The 23,402-nt window shown below is 70.0% G+C and carries 18 protein-coding genes; 8 read left to right on the top strand and 10 right to left on the bottom strand.

Annotation, left to right across the window (positions count from 1 at the left end; translation table 11 throughout):
* Positions 1-138: 138 nt before the first annotated feature.
* The gene (locus tag KBX21_RS13115) at positions 139-1,359 is read right to left on the bottom strand and encodes a cell division protein DivIVA (protein ID WP_210842139.1); all 1,221 of its coding nucleotides are present in this window, start codon (positions 1,357-1,359) and stop codon (positions 139-141) included.
* 385 nt (positions 1,360-1,744) lie between these two features.
* Between KBX21_RS13115 and KBX21_RS13110 the strand changes: the two genes are divergently transcribed.
* The 3 genes from KBX21_RS13110 to KBX21_RS13100 all read left to right on the top strand — a co-directional run bounded on the left by KBX21_RS13110 (position 1,745) and on the right by KBX21_RS13100 (position 4,241).
* Positions 1,745-2,308: a gamma carbonic anhydrase family protein gene (locus tag KBX21_RS13110; RefSeq protein ID WP_049566672.1), complete on the top strand. Its 564-nt coding sequence runs from the start codon at positions 1,745-1,747 to the stop codon at positions 2,306-2,308.
* A gap of 508 nt (positions 2,309-2,816) precedes the next feature.
* Positions 2,817-3,335: a hypothetical protein gene (locus KBX21_RS13105; protein WP_156208009.1), complete on the top strand. Its 519-nt coding sequence runs from the start codon at positions 2,817-2,819 to the stop codon at positions 3,333-3,335.
* 159 nt (positions 3,336-3,494) lie between these two features.
* Positions 3,495-4,241: a hypothetical protein gene (locus tag KBX21_RS13100; RefSeq protein WP_210842068.1), complete on the top strand. Its 747-nt coding sequence runs from the start codon at positions 3,495-3,497 to the stop codon at positions 4,239-4,241.
* A 145-nt stretch (positions 4,242-4,386) separates the two neighbouring features.
* On the opposite strand, the gene KBX21_RS13095 is transcribed toward KBX21_RS13100, so the two are convergent.
* The 5 genes from KBX21_RS13095 to KBX21_RS13075 all read right to left on the bottom strand — a co-directional run bounded on the left by KBX21_RS13095 (position 4,387) and on the right by KBX21_RS13075 (position 12,927).
* Positions 4,387-7,068, bottom strand: a complete 2,682-nt coding sequence (locus tag KBX21_RS13095; protein ID WP_210842067.1) for a sensor histidine kinase — start codon at positions 7,066-7,068, stop codon at positions 4,387-4,389.
* A 165-nt stretch (positions 7,069-7,233) separates the two neighbouring features.
* Positions 7,234-8,082, bottom strand: coding sequence for an ABC transporter permease (locus KBX21_RS13090; RefSeq protein ID WP_210842066.1), 849 nt, complete (start codon positions 8,080-8,082; stop codon positions 7,234-7,236).
* A 125-nt stretch (positions 8,083-8,207) separates the two neighbouring features.
* Positions 8,208-9,212 carry an ABC transporter ATP-binding protein gene (locus KBX21_RS13085; protein ID WP_049566688.1) on the bottom strand — a complete coding sequence of 335 codons (1,005 nt, stop codon included), beginning with the start codon at positions 9,210-9,212 and terminating at the stop codon, positions 8,208-8,210.
* Positions 9,213-9,897: 685 nt separating this feature from the next.
* Positions 9,898-10,497, bottom strand: a complete 600-nt coding sequence (locus KBX21_RS13080) for a TetR/AcrR family transcriptional regulator (protein ID WP_210842065.1) — start codon at positions 10,495-10,497, stop codon at positions 9,898-9,900.
* A gap of 210 nt (positions 10,498-10,707) precedes the next feature.
* Complete coding sequence (locus KBX21_RS13075; RefSeq protein WP_049566692.1) at positions 10,708-12,927, bottom strand: (Fe-S)-binding protein; 2,220 nt, start codon at positions 12,925-12,927, stop codon at positions 10,708-10,710.
* A 545-nt stretch (positions 12,928-13,472) separates the two neighbouring features.
* On the opposite strand from KBX21_RS13075, the gene dnaK reads away from it, so the two are divergent.
* From dnaK to clpB, 5 genes are all read left to right on the top strand, one after another.
* Positions 13,473-15,329: a molecular chaperone DnaK gene (dnaK, locus tag KBX21_RS13070; protein WP_049566695.1), complete on the top strand. Its 1,857-nt coding sequence runs from the start codon at positions 13,473-13,475 to the stop codon at positions 15,327-15,329.
* A 43-nt stretch (positions 15,330-15,372) separates the two neighbouring features.
* Positions 15,373-16,107, top strand: a complete 735-nt coding sequence (gene grpE, locus KBX21_RS13065; RefSeq protein ID WP_049566698.1) for a nucleotide exchange factor GrpE — start codon at positions 15,373-15,375, stop codon at positions 16,105-16,107.
* 148 nt (positions 16,108-16,255) lie between these two features.
* On the top strand, positions 16,256-17,413 hold the full coding sequence (gene dnaJ, locus KBX21_RS13060) for a molecular chaperone DnaJ (protein WP_049566700.1): 1,158 nt from the start codon (positions 16,256-16,258) through the stop codon (positions 17,411-17,413).
* The gene (locus KBX21_RS13055; protein ID WP_049566704.1) at positions 17,410-17,937 is read left to right on the top strand and encodes a heat shock protein transcriptional repressor HspR; all 528 of its coding nucleotides are present in this window, start codon (positions 17,410-17,412) and stop codon (positions 17,935-17,937) included. The genes dnaJ and KBX21_RS13055 overlap by 4 nt, the downstream gene beginning before the upstream one ends.
* Before the next feature lie 87 nt (positions 17,938-18,024).
* Positions 18,025-20,625: an ATP-dependent chaperone ClpB gene (gene clpB / locus KBX21_RS13050; protein ID WP_210842064.1), complete on the top strand. Its 2,601-nt coding sequence runs from the start codon at positions 18,025-18,027 to the stop codon at positions 20,623-20,625.
* Between the two features lie 41 nt (positions 20,626-20,666).
* Here the strand turns inward: clpB and KBX21_RS13045 are convergent, their stop codons facing one another.
* The 4 genes from KBX21_RS13045 to KBX21_RS13030 form a co-directional block, all read right to left on the bottom strand.
* Positions 20,667-20,894 carry a hypothetical protein gene (locus tag KBX21_RS13045; RefSeq protein WP_210842063.1) on the bottom strand — a complete coding sequence of 76 codons (228 nt, stop codon included), beginning with the start codon at positions 20,892-20,894 and terminating at the stop codon, positions 20,667-20,669.
* Positions 20,895-21,116: 222 nt separating this feature from the next.
* Positions 21,117-21,830: a VOC family protein gene (locus KBX21_RS13040; RefSeq protein ID WP_210842062.1), complete on the bottom strand. Its 714-nt coding sequence runs from the start codon at positions 21,828-21,830 to the stop codon at positions 21,117-21,119.
* A gap of 469 nt (positions 21,831-22,299) precedes the next feature.
* A complete protein-coding gene (locus KBX21_RS26630; protein WP_247665682.1) occupies positions 22,300-22,755 on the bottom strand; it encodes a hypothetical protein in 456 nt (151 codons plus the stop codon).
* Complete coding sequence (locus KBX21_RS13030; protein WP_210842061.1) at positions 22,752-23,306, bottom strand: ATP-binding protein; 555 nt, start codon at positions 23,304-23,306, stop codon at positions 22,752-22,754. The genes KBX21_RS26630 and KBX21_RS13030 overlap by 4 nt, the downstream gene beginning before the upstream one ends.
* Positions 23,307-23,402: the final 96 nt, after the last annotated feature.

Here is a 23,402-nt window from a genome sequence, read left to right as displayed (position 1 = left end):
TCGGCATCGTAGCCGACAGCCTGCGACAAGGCGGACGTCACCCTACAACTGACCACAAAACGCCAAGGGCGGGACCGGCCGGTCCCGCCCTCGTGACACACCTGACGACGCCGGTGCGAAGCCCGGTACGACGCCGTGTCAGGGCTTACGGATGACCCGCACGCCCTCGTCATTCGTGGGCGGGTGCTGCTGTCCGCTCTCGGGGCGACGGTACACGCCGGTGATACCCGGGTCACCTCCGGCCTCCTCGGCGGGCGGAGCCGACGGCGCCTGCTGCGGACCGCTCGGCTGCTGGTGCGCCTGCTGCCCCGGGGCCGGGGCGTCGAATCGGGCACCCTGCGGGGGCTGCGGGGCGATGACCCTGGGCTCACCGCCCTTGCCCTCGTCCTGCTTCGGGCGCTGCTGGGCCTCGGGCTTGGGGGCGTCCTGCTGGCCCTGCTCGGGCTTGGGCAGCGGCTGGATGCGCACGGTGGCCTGGTCAGGCTCCTGCTGGAGCGGGGGAAGCTGGGTGGTGGCCTCCTCCTTCTTCTCCTGCTGGGCGGGCTTGGGGGCCTCGGGGGCCTTGGTGGCCTCGGCGGCCTTGCCCTCCGGAGCCTTGGCCTCGGGGGCCCTGTTCTCCGGCTTGACCGCGGGCTTGGGGCGCACCGGGTTCTGCGGGCCCGAGTTCGGCTGACCCTTGGGGGCCTCGGCCGGAGCGGGAGCCGTCTCCTCGCGGGACAGCCCGGTTTCCAGGGCACCGGCCTTGTCCTCGGCGACGACGAGGTCGGCCAGCGTGGAGTGCATGTCCTTGAGGCGGCGCAGCGCCTCGGCGTGCGTGGCCGTCAGCGTGGCCAGACGACGGTCGGCCGTGTCGTGGATCTTCTTCGCACGGGCCTCGGCCTCGCTCAGGCGGCGGTCGCCCTCCTGCTTGGCCTGCTCACGGAGCTGGTCGGCCTCCTTCTTGGCACCGCCGACCATCTCGTTGGCCTCGGAACGCGCGGAGGAGACGATGCGCTCGGCGTGCTCCTCGGCGTCCTTGCGGTGCTTGGCGACCTCCTCCTGGGCCTTCTTCTGGGCCTCCTTCACCTCGGTCTCGACCCGGGAGCGACGCTCCTTGGCCTCCTCCTCGGCGATGCGGAGGATCTCCGCCATGCGCTCGCTGATCTGCTCGTGCTCAGGCTTGACCTGGGCCTTCTCGCGGGCGATCGCGAGGTCGCGCTTGTACTGCTCCAGTTCGTCGTCCATGCGCTGGAGGCGCTCACGGAGATCCTTGAACTGGTTGTCCATTCGGACGTAGTAGTCGTCGACGTGCGCCTTGTCGTAGCCGCCCTTGCGCACCGTCGGAAAACGGTCTTGTTGCAGTCCGCCGCCCGGCAACATATCGCTCATGTGCCTTTCATGTCCTTAACACCGTTGCTGCGCGTCGCAGGTGGTGAGAGATGGTGAGAGTTGCCCCGTGCCCATTTGTCGTCGAAGCACCCGTCGAACCGTTCGGTCTGGTTCGCCCGCGGATGCCCGTTGTCGAGCTCCGGCTCGGCACGATGAGGGGCACCGGCCGAGAGCGGAGCGTGAAGCCGTGGACACCGTCCAAACGACCAAGGTAGACACGCGCTGCGCCGAGGCGTCAAGAGCCCCGGCGCGTACGTCGCCGTGCGGACCCTGGTCACGTTCTTACTAAGGTATGCGCGATCATCCCCGTACGGGGGCGTAGCGGTCAACTTCCTGCCCTCTCGCCCCAGGGGACATAAAGCGAGAGGACCCACGCATGGACAGCGAGACGGACGGATTCGCCATGGAGCCGCGCCCGGGGGCCAGGATCGGCGGGGCGCCCTTCGGCGAACCGGAGATCCATCCCACAGCCTGGATCGCCCCGGGCGCGGTGGTGGTGGGACGCGTCCGTCTGGGCGCCGAGAGCAGCGTCTGGTACGGATCGGTCCTGCGTGCGGACACCGAGGACATCGTGGTCGGCGAACGGGTCAACATCCAGGACCAGTGCGGACTCCACTCCGACCCGGGTCAGCCCGCCGTCCTGCATGACGACGTGAGCCTGGGGCACAAGGCGATGGTGCACGGCGCCATCGTGGAGGAGGGTGCGCTCATCGGCATCGGCGCGATCGTCCTGGGCGGGGCCAGGGTCGGCCGGGGCGCGCTGGTGGCCGCCGGTTCGCTGGTCGCCCCGGGCAAGGTCGTCCCCCCGAACACCCTGTGGGCCGGGCTCCCCGGCAAGGTCGTCCGGGAACTGAACGACGACGACCGCCTCGTGCTGGAGCACACCCCCACCGCGTACGCCGCCTACGCCATCCAGCACCAGGACGTCGCCTGGCGCTGATGCCGTCGGACCTGCGGAACCGGTGCGCGGGGAACCGCGTACCGGCTCTGCGTGCGGTGAGGGGCCCGGCGCCCTGTCGGACGTGCTCCCGCACCCTGCGGGTCGGTTTCGGGGGAGGGATCCGTGAGTCGGGGGAGCCGCCCTCGAAACCCCCTTCCCGCCCGAGCGGTCCTCGGCGAGCGACCCCGAGCACCGCGCACGCCGTCACGGGGACGGCGGGACGTGTGGCTCCCACCGCCACAGGGACGTCGGGCGGCGCCCCGTCCGACGGTGGCTCGCCTGGGTGACATCCCGCATCCCCTCCCCCCAAGGGGATGTGGGGCACTGGCTAACCCGGATGAGCCCGGCACTGGCCCACAAGAGTCATGCGCTCCGGGGTCCCGCGGCCGTAGCCTGGTGGTCCTCTCTCCTTGTGGGATCGGTTCCGTCGCGCCGCGCCCACATCGCCCCGGCGCGCGGGGTTTGCCGTCCTGTCCTGCGACACCGGTGCCCCGGGAGGTGAGTGGTGGTGAACGGCCTGGGTGCGAACGGGCTGAGTGTGTGCGACCGGCTCCACGACCACGTCGCGCTCGACGAGATCGAGCTGTACGCCGAGGTCCTCATCGCGGTGGCCGACACCGACCACAGGCTCAGTCCCGCCGAGATCGACCGCGCACTGGGGCTGACCGGGCGCACTCTGGTCGGCGACCGACCCGGCGGCGGCAGGGCCCGGGGTGCCGACACCGCCGCGAACCCACCGGTCTCGCCGACCGAAACCAGCGCACCGGACGAGGGCACCCGGCACGCCGCGCCCGGCTCCACGAGCACCGCTCCCACCAGGAGGAAACGGCCGCGCCGAGGGGCCGTACCCGAGCAGCCGTCCGAAGTCAGGTACGCCGGACCGGTACCCCCGGCCCGTGACGGCCACCGTCCGCCCACCTTCGTCGTTCCCGTCCACGGCGGCGTCCAGGACGGTCCCTCCGCGTCGCATCCGCTGTGTGACGTGGTCCTGCCACACTTCGTCCCCTGGCGGGCCTGGCACCTCTGAGGTCACATCCGCCCCCGCGGCCTCCGTTTCGGAAACAGAACCGTCCGAAATCGGCCTGATCCGGCCACGTTCGTCCCGCTCCGCGTCGGCTCGTACTGGGTACTGCTCCTTCAGGGCCCCTCAGCCCACAAACGGCCAGCAGCCCCTTCAGGAGCCGAGATGCACGCAGGACCCGACAGGCCGGAACGCGAGGTTGAGCGCCCGGACCCACACGCCCCCGCCGACCGCCCTCCCCGCCGCGTCGGCGAACCCGACAACGCGCGCCGCGTCACCCTCACCATCGCCGTCGTGGTGACCTCCCTCTTCCTCCTGGTCACGGCCGGAGGCATCGGTTGGTTCCTGGCCAACGGCACCGGAAACGGAACGGGACCCGCAGGGGACACCGCTTCGGACGACGCCGCCGAGGAGGCGGAGCCGGCCACCGGGCCACCGCCCGGCGACGAGGGCACCGTCACCGACTCCAGGGCGGGTCTGGCCTACCTGCTGCCCGGCGAGGGGTGGGCCCGGCTCGGCGACGACCAGGTTCCGGCGGAGTACTCCTCGTACACGGTGTACGGCTCGGAGGAGGACCCGGACGCCATCATCGTCACCGGCACAGAGGACCTCGGCCCCCTGGAACCCATCGCGGCCACCGGACTGTCCCTGGCCACGGAGATGGTCGGTGAGCTGGTCACCGGGGGTGCGGACCTGCGGATCGAGCCCTCCGGCGAGACCACCCTGAACGACCGGCCCGCCTTCGGCGCCACCATGGACGACGCCTCCGACGAGGACGGCGGCTACGGTCGGTTCCTGGTGGTCCAGATGACCGACGACCGGGGCGCGTTCATGCTCGGCCTCAACACCAGCGGCGGCGAGGACGCCACGGCCGGGATCGACGCCGCCTTCGACTCCCTGGGCACCGTCTGACCGCTCCCCCGCGAGGCCCCCCGGACGTTCCGCGGCGCCCCGGTCCAGGGCGCCGCGGGACAGGGAGGACCTCGGACGGGGTCACGCGGAACCCGGCCCGCTCCGCGGCCGGTCGCCGCCACCGATCACGCCCCTCGGGGGACGGTCAGAACGGGATCACGGCGCGGAGCAGGAAGCCGCCGTCCCTGGTCCTGGCCCGGGACAGGGTTCCCCCTGCCAGGGCGACCCGCTCGGAGAGGCCCGCCAGTCCGTTGCCGTCACTGCCCCCGGGCGTCCGCGCCCTCGCGCTGTCGTTGTGCACCTCCACCACCAGCCCCCTCGACACGTTCGCGCCGTCCCGGGTGAGCCGGAAGCTGATCTGGCACTCCCGCGCGTCGCTGTGCCGCAGGACGTTGGTGCCGCCCTCCCGGACCACCCAGGCCGCCAGCCCGGCGACCTGCGACGGAAGTTCCAGGCCCTCGAGGCCGGTGACCACGGTCCGCGTGCCACCCGAGTCCAGGACGGCGCCGACCGCGGCCACCTCCCCCTCCAGATCGGCCTCCCGGTCACCGCTCACCGCGGAGCGCATCTGCTGGAGCGCCTGCCCCGCCAGCCCCTGGACCTCGGCGATCTCGGTGACGGCCCGATCCGGGGCCCGGTCCACGAGCCGCCCGGCCAGCTGCGCCTTGACCGCCAGCGCGGAGAGGCTGTGGCCCAACAGGTCGTGCATGTCCCGCGCGAAGCGGAGCCGTTCCTGGGTCACCGCGAGCTGGGCGCGGGCCCGCTGTCCGGCGACCGCCTCACGGCTGATGTCCCAGAGCCAGATCGTGCCGAAGGTGCTGAAGAGGAAGGTCAGGGCGACGATCACGGCGAGGAGCCAGACCAGCCCGTAGACGAGGGGGTTGAACGCGTTCGTTTCGAAGACGGGCGCGAAGGTCGGGATCAGCGGCAGGGGTGAGAGCAGCAGCAGGGCGCTCACCACCGCGCCGGGTCGGCCCGTGGTGAAGAGGATTCCGGTGCCCCACCAGGCCCCGATCATGATCAGAGCCAGGAACGGGTTGTTCAGGAACACCGCGCTCAGCAGGAGCAGCACGACGGACACCCAGAACAGCCGCGGGCTGGGCCGCCGATTGCCGTCCAGCCGTTCCCGGAGCAGGCGGATGAGCAGACACGCGACCACCACGACGAGGAGCGTGCCGACCGCCGAGGTCCAGAACGGAAGTCCGTACTCCGCGCTGACGAGCAGATCCATGAGGGCCAGCCCCACGAGGAGCAGGCTGTTGAAACCGATGAGCGCCATGATGATCCGGCGGGAGAGGCGGACCCGCCGGTCGTTGGCCAGCTCGTTGAGCAGCTCCGGATCGTCCTCCGGCGGGGGTGCCCCCTCCTGCGAGAGCTCGACGGGCGTGCCCGGGGCCTTCGCGGCCACGGGGCCCCCCGGCGTCGGACCCGCCCCGTTCTCGTTCGCCCCGGCCAGCGCGGGTGCTGGGCCGTCCGCCAAGGGAAGGGTGGCCCGCAGCAGAAAACCACCGTCGTCCGTCCGGGTCGCCTCCAGCGTCCCGCCGCCACCGGCGATCCGCTCGGCCAGACCGGCCAGCCCGCTGTCGGACCCCACTCCGGACGGGGCGCCCTCCCGCGCACGGTCGTTCCTCAGCTCAACGACCAGTTCGCCGAGGCCGGGAGCCGATCCGGGTTTCTCCGCGAAGGCGATCCGGCAGTTCTGGGCGCGGCTGTGCCGCAGGACGTTGGTGCCGCCCTCCCGCACCACCCAGGCGGCCAGGGCCGCAGTGTCCGCTGGCGGGTTCAGGCCCGTCAGGCCGGTGACGGCGGTGACGGTCCCGTTGGACTCCAGGACCGCGCGAACCGAGTTCACCTCCGCGTCGAGGTCGATGTCCCGGTATCCCCGGACCACCGAGCGCACCTGTCTCAGCGTCGTCCGCGCCAGTTCGTGGACCTGGCCGATCTCCCGCCTGGCCTCCTCCGGGTCGGTCCGGACGTGCCGCCCGGCGCGAGCGGCGCCGATCCGCAGCGCGTCGAGCCGGTGCCACAGCAGCTCTCGGATCTGGTTGGTGAAGCGGAGCCGCTCTCCGTCCACCGCCAGCTGGGCGCGGGCCTGCTGGCCCTCGGTCACCCGCCGGATGCCGTCCCACAGCCAGATGGTGTAGAGGCAGCCGATCCACAGGAAGAACGCCCAGAAGAGCATGACCAGCCCGTGCCCCAGCAGACTGCCGAGGAACCCCAGGGGGCCGCCGCTACCTCCCGGCCCGGGCAGCAGCGCTGTCCGCATCGGGGTGACCAGCGCGTTCACCACCGTCACGGCGAACGCGCCGACCGTGACGTACAGCAGCTCACGCCGGGAGGAAAGGAAGGCGAGCAACGCCCAGGCCGAGGCGACGATCCCGAGGACGCTCGGGCTGTGCCAGTGGAACAGGCACAGGACCAGGAGCAGGGCGACGGTGCTCCGGTACAGGTTCCGGTTCGGTCGGGTTCTGCCGTCCAACCGGTCCCGGATCATCCGGAACATCGCCAGGGCGCCCAGGACCGAGGCGGCGAACAACGCGACGGTGCGGACCACGGCGAGCACGAGGACGTAGTCGGGCTGGTCGTCGAGGACGCTCCAGGCGTAGGAGAGATCCATCAGGAGCCCGGTCCCGGCCCAGAACGGGACCAGGAACGGGAACGCCGCCATGCTGTACAGGCAGTACCGCCGCGCCCACCGGATCCTGCGCGCGAACCCGGCACTCATCCCCGGTGGCGCGGGCGTCTCGGTGCCCCGGCCTGCCGGAGCCGTGGCACCACCGTCCTCCGGCACCGCCACGGACGCCGCGCGCCCGCCCTGCTCCCCCACGTCCGCCTCCCGCTTTCCCCCGGCGCTTTTCACCCGACTCCAACGTAAGGGCGGAGCACCCCTCCACGACCGTTGTCCACAGGCCGGATCTCCGCCGGGTCCTCCCGCACGGCGGAGCCGGGTGGCCCCGTCCCGGCCTCCCGGCTCCTTCCCTGCGCCCGCTGCCTACGGCTGGCGGGGGTCCCACTTGAAGTAGCGCCGCACCAGCAGTGACAGCACCACGATCCAGGCCAGCATCACGCCGAGGGAAGGCAGCGCGCTGCCCCACAGGGCGGCGGCGCCCAGCGCCTCCGCGCCCTCGTACCCGCCGAACACGTCGTAGCCGGTGTAGGCGGCCTGGGCCATCTCGGCCGCCGGGGCGACCGGCAGGAACTGGGCGACCAGTCGGACGGGCTCGGGCATCAGGTCGAGCGGGAAGAAGACCCCACCCGTGAGGAGGAGCCCCATCATGGGGACCACGGAGAACATCTGAGCCGACTCGGCGCTGCGCACCAGCGGCGTGATCAGCAGGCCCACCAGGCTCATCGCGACGGCGCTCAGCAGCACCGCGGCCACCAGCATCACCGGGTCGGCGGGCAGGCTCCCGCCGAGCGCGGCGACCGCGCCGAGGATCAGGACCGACATCGCCAGGGAGAACAGGACGACGACCACCGTCACGCCGCCGAAGATCGCCGTCTGCGGGATCCCGCTCACCCGGAGCCGCTTGAGCACCAGCGCCTCACGGCGCGCGGCGAACACGTTGGAGGGGTGACCGATCCCCAGCATCAGGCCGATACCGATGACGGCCGACGCCAGGGTGAGGTCGTGGGTGGTGAAGTCCCCGAAGACCGGGACGCTGGGTGTCGACAGCAGCGGCAGGAAGAGGATCAGCGGCATCACCAGGTACATCAGCGCCGTCTTGTACCGGACGAAGAGGGTGAACTCCGTGCGGGCCAGGCGCAGGGTCCGCTTCAGGGTGCCGGGAGAGGTCCGGTCGGTACTCGGGGTGGGAGGCCGGGTGGTGGTCGTGGTCATGGTGTCTCCTGGGTTCTGGTGCCGGGGTCGCGCGGCGGCGCGTGGTCCCGGTGACGGGGTGGGGTCGGAAAGCGACGGTCACGAGTGCCGCCGGGGTCCGCGCGACACGCGCCGGACCCGCGTCCTCACGGGGTGACGAGGTCCGAGGCGCCGTCCGCGACCTGGAGGAAGACGTCCTCCAGGGAGGCGCCGCGGACCTGGAGGTGCTGGAGGACGGCCCCCTGTTCGGCCGACCACGCGACCAGCGCGGCGACCGCGCGGTGGGCGCGCTCGGCCACGTCCCCGCCCGTGACGGTGTAGGTGGCCCACAACTCCTGGCCGCGGGTCTCCACCTCGATCGTGGCTCCGTCCACGTCGGGCAGGTCGGCAGTGCGCACGTCGCCGGGGAGCAGGAAGCTCACCCGGTCACCCCAGCCCGCGAGCACCCCGGCCAGGGTGCCCTCCACCCGGATCTCGCCCCGGTGCATGATGGCGAGCCGGTCGGCGAGGCGCTCGGCCTCCTCCAGGTAGTGCGTGGTGAGCAGGACCGCCACCCCGCTCTCCTTGAGGTCGTTGATGATCCGCCAGGTCTCGTGCCGCGCCTCGGGGTCCATACCGGTCGTGGGTTCGTCGAGGTAGAGGACCTCGGGCCGGGTCAGCAGCGCCGAACCCAGGTCGAGGCGGCGCTTCTGCCCGCCGGAGAGCTGCCGGACGCGCAGTCCGCGCTTGTCCGTGAGGTTGACCAGGTGGAGGATCTCCTCGACGTCCCGGGGGGAGGCGGCGAGGTCGCTGGTGAGCCTGAGGCTCTCGTCCACGCTCAGGTCCTCCAGGAGCCCGCTGCCCTGGAGGACGGCGTTGACCCGCTCCCGCACGCCGGGGGGCTGGCCGAAGGGGTCCTGTCCGAACACGCGGATCGTTCCGGAGCTGGGCCGCCGGAATCCCTCCAGCGTCTCGATGGTGGTGGTCTTCCCCGCGCCGTTGGTGCCGAGAAGGGCGAAGAGCTCACCGGGCCGGATCTCGAAGGAGACGCCCCGGACCGCCTCGAATTCGCCGTAGTGCTGGTGGAGGTCGCTGACGACCACCGAGGGACCCGTGGTCGACTCGGGGTCCTGGGTCGCGGCGGAAGGTCCGGTGTGCTCTGTCGTCGTCATGCCACCAGAGTCCCTCGAACCGGGCCCCGGCTGACAGACGCCGCTGTCACCCCTCGCCGATGACACTTCATCCGCCCCCGCCGCTGACAAATGTCATCCCGGGGCCCGTCCGCGTTCCGTCCCGCGGCTCCGGCCCCTCCGCCGGACCGCGGGAACACGGCCGCGTTCGTACGTGCCCCTTCGTCAACTCACGTACGAGCGCGGCCGTCGCCGCCTGTCGGGGCCGCGCCCGTCCCCTCACACACAATGCCGGGCGCGGACCCTCGGCGGTCACCAACGTTCTACACGACTCGAACCGGGCGCGTGGTGGAATGCGGCAATTCCGAAGGGTGGATTCCCGCGACGCGAGGATTGGCTGCTTTCTTCTTGGGAAACATCGTCCCGAGGGCGCCGACCCCGAGTCGGGCGCAGGCCGAACGCTGGTGCGAATGGCATCACCCCCGCGACCTCCGGAACGCCGAGAACCCCTGAGTCACCAGGGAAGACGGCCATCCACACCGGACCCCAAAAATGCGGCCACCGGCGATCACACGATCCGCGAAAGGTTTTACCGACATCTCCCAGGAATTCCTGCGGCCCGATAAAGGCGCTGGTCAGGGCCGTGACCGAAAGGGCCGATTCCGCCGTGCACCTGTTCCGGGACCAAGGACACCAATCGCGTCCCGACCGTTTCCCGCCGCGTGCCTCAGGCGGTGACCAGCCGGACCGCCGACTCCACCGCCGCGCGCTGAGCAGACAGGTCGGCCCCCTCCGGCAGGCGCGCGCAGGTGAGCCACAGGCCGTCCATGAGCACCATCAGCAGTTCCGCCGCCGCCTCCGGTTCCTGCCCCGGGGCGAGCTCACCCTGGTCCCTCGCGTACTCCAGGGCGACGCGGAGGTGCCCCCTGGCCTGGGTGTCCAGTTCGGCCAGCACCCCGGCGAAGACCGGGTCCACGGCCGCGCGTGCGTAGAAGGCAGCCCAGATCCGCGTCTGGGCCCGGCGCCGCTCGTCGGTGGGGAGCAGGTCCAGGAGCACCTGCCGTAGCCCCTCAGCGACGGTGAGGGCCACCGGGCCGACCCGGAACCGGCCGAAACGCGCGGACACCTCCTCGACGGAGGCACGCAGCGCGAAGTGCAGCAGTTCGTCCTTGGTGGCGAACTCCCGTTGCACGGCGCCCACGGACAGCCCCGCCTCGGCGGCGACCACCCGCACGCTGACCCCTTCGAGCCCCTCCCGGGCGGCGATGCGGTGGATCGCCTCGGCGACCCGATCCCGTCGGGCTTCCCTGTCTACGACCTTCGGCACGGGGTCATTCTGGCACACCCCCGCTTTTTCGATACACCCGTATCGAGCCGGGAGAGCCTCCGGAGGTTCCCGGAAAACGGGCAGGTCGGACCAGTGGCCAGGCGGCTCCCGGCCCCGGACACGCGGAGGGGGCGGGGTGCGCGTGGCACCCCGCCCCCTCCGAGCACGGATCGTCGTCACCGCACCGGGGCCCGCCCCGGCGCGGCACGGCTACTGGGCGTCGGCGGTCTCCTTCTCCTCGCCCGGGGCCGGGTTCTCACCCTTGACCGAACGCAGGAGCAGCTGGGAGACGTCGACGACCTCCAGCGACTCCTTGGCCTCGCCCGACGACTTCTTCTCGTTGATCGCGTCACCGAGCATGACCTGGCAGAACGGGCACGCGGTGGAGACGGTGTCCGGGTTGGTGGTCAGCGCCTCGTCCACACGCTCGGTGTTGATGCGCTTGCCGATCCGCTCCTCCATCCACATGCGGGCACCACCGGCGCCGCAGCAGAAGCCACGCTCCTTGTGGCGGTGCATCTCCTGCGTCTTGACGCCGGGCACCTGCGCCATGATGTCGCGCGGGGGCGTGTACACCTTGTTGTGGCGGCCCAGGAAGCACGGGTCGTGGTAGGTGATGTTCTCGTCGATCGAGTTCACCGGGGTGAGCTGCCCCTCCTCGACCAGCTTGGCCAGCAGCTGGCTGTGGTGGATCACCTCGTAGGTGCCGCCCAGCTGCGGGTACTCCTTGGCCAGCGTGTTGAAGCAGTGCGGGCAGCTGGCCACGATCTTCGTGACCCCGGCCTCGTTGAGTGTCTCCACGTTCTGCTGGGCCAGCATCTGGAAGACGTACTCCATGCCGAGGCGGCGCGCGGGGTCACCGGTGCAGGCCTCCATGCCGCCCAGGACGGCGAACTTCACGCCCGCGATGTCCAGCAGCTCGGCGATGGCCTTCGTGGTCTTCTTGGCGCGGTCCTCCAGGGCACCGGCGCAGCCGACCCAGAACAGGTACTCCGTGCCCTCGGGCAGCTTGTCCTCGACGACCGGGACCTCGACCGGGTTCTCCTGGGAGGCGAGCTCCTCGATCCAGTCCATGCGCCGGTCCTCGGCCATGCCCCACGGATTGCCCTTGTTCTCAAGGTTCTTGAGCAGGGTGTTGGCCTCGGACGGGAAGTTGGACTCGACCATGACCTGGTAGCGGCGCATGTCCAGGATGTGGTCGATGTGCTCGATGTCGACCGGGCACTGCTCCACGCACGCACCGCAGTTGGTGCAGGCCCACAGCTCGTCGGGGTGGATGACGCCACCCTCCTCCTCGGTGCCGACCAGCGGCTTGTTGAGGAGGGCGAGGACGTCGACTCCGGCGTGGCTGTCGTCGGCGCCCTCGGCGATGGTCTCCTCGGTGATGCCCTTGAGGAGGTAGGGGGCCTTCTCGTAGGTGTGCTTCTGGAGGTCGAGGATGACCTTCTTGGGGGAGAGCGGCTTGCCGGTGTTCCACGCGGGGCACTGGGACTGGCAGCGGCCGCACTCGGTGCAGCTGGTGAAGTCCAGGAGGCCCTTCCAGGTGAAGTCCTCCAGCTTGCCGGCGCCGAACGGGTCCTCGTCCGGGTCGGCCTCCTCGAAGTCGAGGGGCTTGGTGCCGGACTTGTCCATCATCTGCTTGGCGGCGCCGAGGGTCGGGGTGCCGTCGGCGTTGCGCTTGAAGTAGATGTTGAACGGCGCGATGAAACGGTGCCAGCCGATGCCCATGGTGAGCTTGAAGTACAGGATCGCGAAGAACGCGTAGCTGATGATCAGCTTGAACGCGGCGACCAGGGCGATGGCGGGCTCGGCCACGGCGACGTCGGTCGGCAGGATCGCTCCGACGGCGTGGGAGATCGGGGTGGCCCAGACCGGGAACGGGAAGTCCTCGATGGCGACCTTGAGACCGCGGATCACGAAGATCGAGATCAGCAGGGCCCACAGGTAGGCCTCGACGTAGTACGCGGTCCACGTCTTGGAGTTGTAGAAGCGGGAGTCCCGGCCCTTGCGGTGGGGGCCGTTCAACAGGCGGTAGACCGTCAGACCGATGATGCTGACGAGGCTGGCCCCGGCGATGATCTCGATGGCCAGGCCGTAGAGGACCCAGTCGTGGATCAGCGGCAGCTTGAAGTGCGGGTAGAAGACCTCACCCTGCGCCTCGATCACCGTGAAGACCAGCAGCGGGAAGGAGACCATCACGAACCAGTGGGCCACACCGACCCACGGCCGCTTGAGCATCCTCGTGTGTCCGAGGATCTCGATGAGCGTCATCGTGAACCGTTGTCCGAACGGCCCCTTCCGCTCCGGCTCCACCGTTCGGCCGACACCCACGGTTCGCACGATCTGGCGAAGGGCCAGACCGAACAAGGTGAACGCGACCACGGCGAAGACCGAGGTGATGATGCCCAGCGTCAAGTACAGAGGATGCATCGTCCGTGGCCTCCCATCCTGCTTCCGTCTACCGGTGCGCCACACACCGGTGGTCCCTATTGATGTTACTAGCGAGTAATAGCACGGTGGCCACCGACCCGGAGTCCACCCGCTCGGCGGCGGGTGCCCACGGTAGCCAGTCGCGAGGCGACTCGGTTCACGCGGGTGCGCACCGGCACACCCCGAACACACCGCACACCCCCATCAAAGCGGACCGGGGGCACGACACGGGCCACCCGGCCCCCGGGACAACCCCCCGCCGTGTCGCGGCGCGCCGCCCCGCCCGCCCCGCCGACACCCCCCGAAGGCGACCCCGAGACGCCCCCGGCATCCCTGGTTTCCAGGTCAAGGATGTCCCCGAGTTCTCCCGGGGTTCACCCGATCCCCTCGTGAAATCGGCCCAGGTCGGGAACATCCCCGCACGGCCACCCGTTGTCAGGGCGTAGGAAGCAACTTGAGTGGGGTCGACTCAACTGACTTGACAGCCCCAACCCGACGAAGCAAAATTACGCCTGAACGACTCAACTTTGACGGAGGAAACAACCATGGCACGTGCGGTCGGAATCGACCTCGGTACGACGAACTCGTGTGTCGCGGTCCTTGAGGGTGGCGAGCCGACGGTCATCACCAACGCCGAGGGCTCCCGCACCACCCCTTCGGTCGTGGCCTTCGCCAAGAACGGTGAGGTGCTCGTCGGCGAGGTGGCCAAGCGTCAGGCCGTCACCAACGTCGACCGGACCATCCGCTCGGTGAAGCGTCACATCGGCACCGACTGGTCGGTGCAGATCGACGACAAGACCTTCAACCCGCAGCAGATCAGCGCCTTCATCCTCCAGAAGCTCAAGCGCGACGCCGAGGCCTACCTGGGCGAGGACGTGACCGACGCGGTCATCACCGTCCCGGCCTACTTCAGCGACTCGCAGCGCCAGGCCACCAAGGAGGCCGGCACGATCGCGGGCCTGAACGTCCTGCGCATCATCAACGAGCCCACCTCGGCCGCGCTCGCCTACCACCTGGAGAAGGAGGACGAGGCGACGATCCTCGTCTACGACCTCGGTGGCGGCACCTTCGACGTCTCCCTCCTCGAGGTGGGCGACGGCGTCGTGGAGGTCAAGGCGACCAACGGCGACAACCACCTCGGCGGCGACGACTGGGACCAGTCGATCGTCGACTGGCTGGTCGAGAAGTTCAAGAACTCCAACGGCGTGGACCTCGCCAAGGACAAGATGGCGCTCCAGCGTCTGCGCGAGGCCGCCGAGAAGGCCAAGATCGAGCTCTCCAGCTCCAGCGAGACGCAGATCAACCTGCCCTACATCACGGCCTCGGCCGAGGGCCCGCTGCACCTGGACGAGAAGCTCACCCGCGCCGAGTTCCAGCGCCTGACCGCCGACCTGGTCGAGCGGACCAAGACCCCGTTCCAGCAGGTCATCAAGGACGCCGGGATCAGCCTCGACCAGATCCACCACGTGGTCCTGGTCGGCGGGTCGACCCGTATGCCCGCCATCGCCACGCTGGTCAAGGAGATGACCGGCGGGCAGGACCCCAACAAGGGCGTCAACCCGGACGAGGTCGTGGCCATCGGCGCCGCGCTCCAGGCCGGTGTGCTCAAGGGCGAGGTCAAGGACGTCCTGCTGCTGGACGTCACCCCGCTCTCCCTGGGCATCGAGACCAAGGGCGGCGTGTTCACCAAGCTCATCGAGCGCAACACGACCATCCCGACCAAGCGCTCCGAGATCTTCACGACGGCCGACGACAACCAGCCGTCCGTGCAGATCCAGGTGTACCAGGGCGAGCGTGACATCGCCCAGTACAACAAGAAGCTGGGCGTCTTCGACCTGACCGGTCTGCCCCCGGCGCCGCGCGGCGTCCCGCAGATCGAGGTCGCCTTCGACATCGACGCCAACGGCATCGTCAGCGTCACCGCGAAGGACCTGGGCACCGGCAAGGAGCAGTCCGTCACCATCTCCGGTGGTTCGGCGATGTCCAAGGACGACATCGACCAGATGGTCCGCGACGCCGAGCAGTACGCCGAGGAGGACCGCAAGCGCCGCGAGGAGGCCGAGGTCCGCAACAACGCCGAGTCCCTCGTCTACCAGACCGAGAAGGTCATCAAGGACAACGAGGACAAGGTCCCGGCGGACGTGCGCTCCGAGACCGAGGCCGCCGTCGCCGAGCTGAAGACCGCTCTGGAGGGCACCGACACCGAGGCCATCCGCTCCGCGAGCGAGAAGGTCGCGCTGGCCAGCCAGAAGATCGGTTCCGCGATCTACAGCCAGGGCCAGCAGGGTGAGGGCGCCGCTCAGCCCGGTTCCGAGAACGCCGACTCCTCCACCGAGGACGCGGACGTCGTCGACGCCGAGATCGTCGACGAGGAGAACGGCAAGGGCAACCAGGGGTCCTGACCCCGAGGACCGGTGAGAGGCGAGGAAGGAGGGAGCGTCGGACATGGCGCCGTCGGACAAGGACAAGAACAACCCCGAATCGGGTGACGAGAACCAGGGTCCGGTGATCCGCGACAACCGCAAGGTCGACCCCGAGACCGGCGAGGCCCGCACCCACGAGGGTGCGTCCGCCGAGGAGACCACGGACTCCGAGGAGGAGCCCGAGGTCGTCGAGGTCGAGATCGAGGACGTCCCCGAGGTTCCGGACACCCCGGAGTCCGTGGTGACCGAGGCGATCAACGCGGACGAGCGGGTCATCGAGCTCACCAACGACATCAAGCGGGTGCAGGCGGAGTACGCCAACTACCGCAAGCGTGTCGAGCGCGACCGCGTGGCCGTCCGTGAGGTCGCCACCACCCAGGTCGTCGGCGAACTCCTGCCGATCCTGGACGACATCGGTCGGGCCCGTGAGCACGACGAGCTCAACGGCGGGTTCAAGGCGGTGGGTGAGGCCCTGGAGGCCACTGCCACCAAGCTGGGCCTGGAGAAGTACGCCGAGCAGGGCGACGAGTTCGACCCGAACGTCCACGAGGCGCTCACCCTGGTTCCGGTTCCGAACATCTCCGTCCAGACGGTGATCGAGGTGTTCCAGCCTGGGTACCGCATGGGTGAGCGGGTTCTGCGCCCCGCCCGCGTGGTGGTCGGCGAGCCGCTGGAGGGCGCGGGGGACGACGAGTCCGCCGCCCCGTCCTCGGACGCCGACGACTCCACCGCCGAGAACGGCGAGGACAAGCAGTAACAACGCCTCGAGCAGGCAGGCATGGACCCGGCCGTGGCCGACGTGAGAGCGTCGGTCACGGCCCCGGGCCGCCCCCGGCACCCCAGCGGTACGGGGCCACGTGGAAACATCGGACGCAACCGGCACCAGCGGGAGAAGGCACCAGTCGATGAGCACCAAGGACTACCTGGAGAAGGACTACTACAAGGTCCTGGGAGTCTCAAAGACGGCCTCCAAGGACGAGATCAAGTCGTCCTACCGCAAGTTGGCCCGGGAGAACCACCCGGACGCGAACACCGACGACCCCAAGGCCGAGGACCGCTTCAAGGAGATCTCCGAGGCGTACAACGTCCTGTCGGACGAGAAGCGCCGTAAGGAGTACGACGAGGCGCGCTCCATGTTCGGCGGGTCGTACCGGCCCGGCGGCGCCGGTCCCGGCGGGTTCGACATGAGCGACATCTTCGGCCAGAGCTCCGGCGGCGGGGCCGCTGGCGGAGAGCGCCTGAGCGACATCTTCGGCGGACTGTTCGGCAACCGCGGGCGGGGCGGCACCGCCACCCGCAGCAGGCGCGGATCCGACGTCGAGACCGAGGCGACACTGAGCTTCCGCGAGGCCGCGGACGGGGTGACCCGTTCGTTCCAGCTGAGCAGCGAGGCCCCGTGCCCCACGTGCAAGGGCACGGGAGCGCGCGCCGGCACGGCCCCGCGCATGTGCCCCAAGTGCAGCGGCACCGGGCACGACAGCACCAACCTGGGCGGCTTCTCGCTGTCCGAGCCGTGCAGCGAGTGCAGGGGACGCGGCCTCGTGGTCGACGACCCCTGCCCCACCTGCACCGGCAGCGGACGCGGCAAGAGCACCCGCACCATACAGACCCGCATCCCGGCCGGAGTCAACGACGGCCAGCGCATCCGCATCAAGGGCAAGGGCGCCCCCGGCGAGCACGGCGGCCCCAACGGTGACCTCTACGTCGTCGTCCACGTGAAGGGGCACCCGGTGTTCGGCAGGAACGGCGACAACGTGACCATCACCGTTCCGGTGACCTTCCCCGAGGCGGCCCTGGGCGCCGACGTCCGGGTACCCACCCTCGGCGGCTTCCCGGTCACCGTGAAGGTGCCGCCGGGCACCCAGAACGGGCGCACGCTGCGGGTGCGCGGCAAGGGCGGCACCCGCAAGGACGGAACCACGGGGGACATGCTCGTCACCTTCGAAGTGGCCGTGCCCCAGATCCTCAACGGCGACGCCCGTGAGGCCCTGGAGAAGTTCCGCGCGGCGACCTCCGACTACGACCCGCGCGACGGGCTCGAAGCGCGGGCGAAGGGCGCGTGAACAACGTGAACGATCCTGCCTTCGGCGTCGACGCACCGGTCTACGTGATCTCGGTGGCCGCTGAGCTGGCCGGGATGCATCCGCAGACGCTGCGGCAGTACGACCGGCTCGGGATCGTGTCTCCGGGCCGTACCTCCGGCCGGGGTCGCCGGTACTCCATGCGTGACGTACGGACGCTGCGCGAGGTGCAGCGCCTGTCGCAGGAGGAGGGCATCAACCTCGCCGGTATCAAGCGGATCCTGGAGTTGCAGCACGAGGTGGAGCAGCTGCGCGAGCAGGCGTTCCACCTGGCCAACGAGCTTGAGGCGGCCCGCCGGGCGGTGTCCCGGCGGGGCCGTCCGGCCCGTCCCGAGGGCGGGCCGGTACGCGGGGAGCTGGTGCGCCGCACCCGCGTCACGATCTTCAACACCGCCGATCCCGAGGGCGAGCACCCGGACCAGGGCCGCCAGGGCGGGGCGGGCGGCCAGAGTGGCCCCGGTGGCCGGGGGGACGAGCCCGAGACGGGCGGTCCGGCCCAGGGCTGACCGACGGGAACCGCGATGCGGGACCCGAAGAGTTCGGCCCAGCATGATCACTCTGAGTAACAATATATGTGGAAGGAGTAACCGGACGTGAACTACAAGCTCACGCGGAAGAGCCAGGAGGCCCTGGCCTCCGCGATCCGTGAGGCCACCGCCGACGGCAGCCCGCAGACCGAGCCGCTGCACCTGCTGAAGGCCCTGCTCGACCAGGCCGAGGGCATCACCCGACCGCTGCTCAAGGAGGTCGGCGCCAACCCCGACCAGCTCAAGGACAAGGTCGAGTCCGCCATCGGCGCCCTTCCCAAGGCGGCCGGTTCGACGGTCAGTTCCCCGACCTCCTCGCGCCAGCTCATCGTCTCCATCAACACCGCCGCCCAGCGCGCGCAGCAGATGGAGGACGAGTACGTCTCCACCGAGCACCTGCTGGTCGGGCTGGCCACCGACGGCGGTGAGGCGGCCCGGCTGCTCAACGAGGCCGGGGCCGCCCCGGACACGCTGCTGGAGGCCTTCGAGCGGGTACGCGGCACCGGCAAGGTCACCTCGGAGAACCCCGAGGACACCTACCAGTCGCTGGAGAAGTTCGGTGTGGACCTCACCGAGCGCGCCCGTGAGGGCAAGGTGGACCCGGTCATCGGGCGGGACGGGGAGATCCGCCGGGTCATCCAGGTCCTGAGCCGACGCACGAAGAACAATCCCGTGCTCATCGGTGAGCCCGGCGTGGGCAAGACCGCCGTGGTCGAGGGCCTGGCCCAGCGCATCGTGGCCGGTGACGTCCCGCAGTCGCTGCTGGGCAAGCGCCTGATCAGCCTCGACCTGTCCGCGATGGTGGCGGGCGCCAAGTACCGGGGCGAGTTCGAGGAGCGGCTGAAGGCGGTGCTCTCGGAGATCAAGGAGTCCGAGGGCCAGGTCATCACGTTCATCGACGAACTCCACACCATGGTGGGGGCGGGCGCGGCCGAGGGCGCCATGGACGCGGGCAACATGCTCAAGCCGATGCTGGCCCGGGGCGAGCTGCGCATGGTGGGCGCGACCACCCTGGACGAGTACCGGGAGAAGATCGAGAAGGACCCCGCGCTGGAGCGCCGCTTCCAGCAGGTCATGGTGGGCGAGCCGTCCGCCACGGACACCATCGCCATCCTGCGCGGGCTCAAGGGGCGCTACGAGGCGCACCACAAGGTGCAGATCTCCGACTCCGCCCTGGTGGCCGCCGCGACGCTGTCCGACCGCTACATCACCGCGCGGTTCCTGCCCGACAAGGCGATCGACCTCATCGACGAGGCGGCCTCCCGGCTGCGCATGGAGATCGACTCCAGCCCCGTGGAGATCGACGAACTGCGCCGCACGGTGGACCGGCTCAAGATGGAGGAGATGGCCCTCGACAAGGAGTCCGACCCCGCGAGCCAGCAGCGGCTGGAGCGGCTGCGCGCCGACCTCGCCGACCGCCAGGAGCAGCTCACCGGCCTCGTGGCCCGGTGGGAGCAGGAGAAGGCCGGACTGAACCGGGTCGGCGACCTCAAGGGCCAGCTGGACGAGATGCGCACCAAGGCCGAGCTGGCCGAGCGCGAGGGCCGCTTCGAGGAGGCCTCCCGGCTGATGTACGGGGACATCCCGCAGTTGGAGAAGCAGGTCGAGGAGGCCTCCAAAGCCGAGGAGAACGCCGAGGCCACCACCGGCGACACCATGGTCAAGGACGAGGTGGGCGCCGACGAGATCGCCGACGTCGTCTCCGCGTGGACCGGCATCCCCGTGGGTCGGCTGATGGAGGGCGAGACCTCCAAGCTGCTGCGCATGGAGGACGAGCTGGGGCAGCGACTGATCGGCCAGAAGGACGCCGTGCAGGCGGTGTCCGACGCGGTGCGCCGGGCCCGGGCGGGGATCTCCGACCCGGACCGCCCCACGGGTTCGTTCCTGTTCCTCGGCCCGACCGGTGTGGGCAAGACCGAGCTGGCCAAGGCCCTGGCCGAGTTCCTGTTCGACGACGAGCGCGCGATCGTGCGTATCGACATGAGCGAGTACTCAGAGAAGCACTCGGTGTCCCGGCTCGTGGGCGCGCCCCCCGGCTACGTGGGCTACGAGGAGGGCGGCCAGCTCACCGAGGCCGTGCGGCGCCGCCCGTACACGGTGGTGCTGCTGGACGAGGTGGAGAAGGCCCACCTGGAGGTGTTCGACACCCTGCTCCAGGTGTTGGACGACGGGCGCCTCACCGACGGCCAAGGCCGTCAGGTGGACTTCCGCAACACCATCCTCATCCTCACCTCCAACCTCGGTTCTCCGTTCCTGGTGGACCAGTCACTGGAGGAGGCCACCCGCAGGGAACGCGTCATGGACGTCGTGCGGGCCACGTTCAAGCCGGAGTTCCTCAACCGGCTGGACGACGTGATCATGTTCGACGCGCTGTCCACGGAGGACCTGACCCGGATCGTCGACATCCAGGTGGACAAGCTGGCCCGGCGTCTGGCCGACCGGCAGTTGTCGCTGGACGTGACCCCGGCGGCCCGGGAGTGGCTGGCGCTGACCGGATACGACCCGAACTACGGCGCCCGCCCGCTGCGCCGCCTGGTGCAGTCCAGCATCGGCGACCCGCTCGCCCGCGAGCTGCTCTCGGGTGAGCTGACCGACGGGGACACCATCCGGGTGGATGTCAACGACGAGCGCGACAAGCTGAACGTGACCACCCGCAAGGCGGCCTGACCGGCGGCGAGGGACCGTGTGCGGTCCCTCGCCGTCCCGGCTCAGAGGAACAGGAGGATCCCCAGCCCGCTCAGCACCAGACCGACGACGATCGCGGTCCAGGCGTAGCCGGTGAAGCGGGCCCGTTCCTCCTCGTCCTCCTTGCCCATCGCCACCGCCGCGAAGGCCACGCCGACGACGCCGCCGATCAGGTTGCAGCACACGAGCGTGAGGATGGCGACGGTGAGGGCGGCTCCGGGGCTGCTGTCACCGGAGGACGTGTGGGCCATGGCTGCTCCAGGGTCGGGGGATGTCACTCCGTGGGATGCCCTCTGGGGCTCGGTGGTTTGCGGGGACGACCGGCCATTTCTGCACGTTGTCGGAAAACGGACACAGATATCATTGGTCACTTCGTTCGAGCACTGTCGGCGAAGTACACCGCTCATCAGGCTGAATACGGCATCGCCGGTATCCGATACCGATCGCCTCACTCACGGCCCGAACATGAGAACTCAGATCGGCGCTTTCAGAAGTCTGAACTCGTTCCCCGAAGGATCGGTCAGCAGATGCCAGGGGGCCTCGTCCTCGGTTTCCACACGAACCGCGCCCCTTTTCACCAACAGTTCCAGGGCGTCGGCCTCCCGTTCGTCCTTGTCGAGACGCAGGGCCAGGCCCATGAGGTTCGGTTCGGCCGCGGGCTTGGGGCCGAGCTCGTCACAGAACGCCAAGTGGATGCCGAGACCGTGCGGGGGACGCAGCTCCGGGGCATTCCCCTCGGCGGGTGTCCAGCCGGTGATCCGGGCCCAGAAGTCCCGATCGGCCCGAGGGCGCGCGGAGTCCACGGGCAGTGAGCCCAGTCCGGGTTCTGCCTGCTCATAGCGATCGCCGGGCATCACACAGAACAGGTTTCCCTCGACGTCGGCCAGCACCTCCCATGCAGCGTCCCCCTGCCCCACATCGCGGGGGGACGCGCCCAGCGAGCACAGGGTTCGGGCCCAGGACCGGTGGTCGCTCCCGCCGTTGAGGTCGAGGTGCAGCCGCGTGATGGCTGTCGCGGACCGAGGTGTGGAGGTCGGGGCCGCCATGACGCGTAGCGGCACACCCGAGGTCGGGAGCAGCAGGCCGAATGGCTCTCCAAGCACGATCGGCACCCTCAGGGCCTGCGACCAGAAGCGGGCCAGGGTGGTGGGATCGTCGGCCTGGAGGGTGATCGAGTCCAAGAGCATGGCGTGGAGGGTAACGCGGGGGTGCGACCCTCGGAGCGAGCTCCCTCCGCAGTGCTCCTTCAGCTGCGACCACGTGGCCGAAACTGCTCGGGGCCGTCGCTTCCTCACAGGGTGGAAAGCCGCAGCTTACCGATACCAGCCGCGCGGACACCGAGGCAATCACCCAGAAAGTGCGCCTCTATTTCTGATAGCCGCGATTGCCCACATTCGCGAGAAGTAGTTAGTCTGACGGAGTTGGGCTATGGTTCCGTCGACTTGTGGAGGTGCACATGTGGGATTGGGTGTAACAGCTGATTCTCAGTTACGCGCGGAAATGACGCCTCAGGGCTCGTGAACGCGCAGGCCAACGAGACTGCCCCCGCGCCTGTGGGGGACCAGCGGCCCTCAGAACCCTCTGGGGGCCGTTCTGCTTCTCGCACGCGGGGACGGTCGGGGCCCGGTGGGTTCCGGGTCCCGACCTCCGGTCGGTTCAGGTCAGGATGCCGGTGTGTTGGGTTAGGTTCTGGTCCAGGATCTCCAGGGCGTTGAGGCCCAGGAGGAGGGTGGAGCTGATGGCGGTGGCGGGCCATGCCCACCAGGGGCGGGGCGCCCTGTGGCGGCCCCGGGGCAAAGCGGGTTCCGGCTCGGCAAGGGATGCGGCCTCCGCCTGTTGGGCCTGCCTCGCCTTCTCTTCGCGGTGGTGGCGGGCCACCTTGACCCAGTGCGGGACGGGGCCGTGTTCGAGCATGTAGGCCACCCGGGGGTTGTCGCCCATCTGGCGTAGGAGGCGTTCCTGGCGGTCCTGGTGCGTCTCGGTCCAGGCGGACTCTGATTGCAGGGCCGGGACGGCGGGCCGGGGTGAACGTGCGTTCGTCCGGGGGAAGCGGTGGCCTCGGGGTGCGGTCAGGACCGACCGGATCTGCGAGCTGACCTGGGATCCGCTCATCGGGCAGCCCCGCCACAGGTGTCCCCACCGCAGGCCAGTGCGGGGTGGGTGAACTCGGCCCAGATGACGGTGCCCAGCCCGGCGCAGAACGGGAAGTCCAGCACCGGCCGGACCCCCCACCGGGTGGTGAGGCGACCGAGCAGCAGCAGGCCCCGGCCACGTTCGGCCTGATCCCACCCCTTGCGCGTACGACGACGCGGAACCTTCGGGGAAGAGACCGAGGTGGTGTTGGTGCGGGTGCCGTCATCGATGATCGAGACCCGGACCGTGCCCGGACGTGGCAGTTCCAGGGTCCGCACGACCCGTCCGTCGGGGTCCTGCCCGGAACGGGAGTGCTCGCAGGCGTTGGCGAACATCTCGCTCAGACACAACACCATCTCCTCCCTCGCCTCGACCGGCAGGCCGGTCATTCGGCCGAGGTCCACGGCCAGGTCGGCGCGGACCTGGCGGATCTGGGTGAGCTGGCCCGGGTAGACGCGGCACTCCCACCGAGGCACGGCGGGTGGGGTGATCGAGTGGTTGGGGGCATGGGTGTGCGGCACAATGGGCATGTCGGCAATCTCTTCCTTAGATGAGTGGTGCTTGTCGGCCTGCTCTGGGGGTGTTGACGCACCCGCCAGAGCTTTTTCATGGAAGGGCTTCGGGGG

It is taken from the genome of Nocardiopsis sp. B62 (assembly GCF_018070675.1).
GTDB classification, from domain to species: domain Bacteria; phylum Actinomycetota; class Actinomycetes; order Streptosporangiales; family Streptosporangiaceae; genus Nocardiopsis; species Nocardiopsis prasina.
Note: the sequence above shows the minus strand (reverse complement) of the source record. Positions and strands in the feature narration are given on the sequence as shown.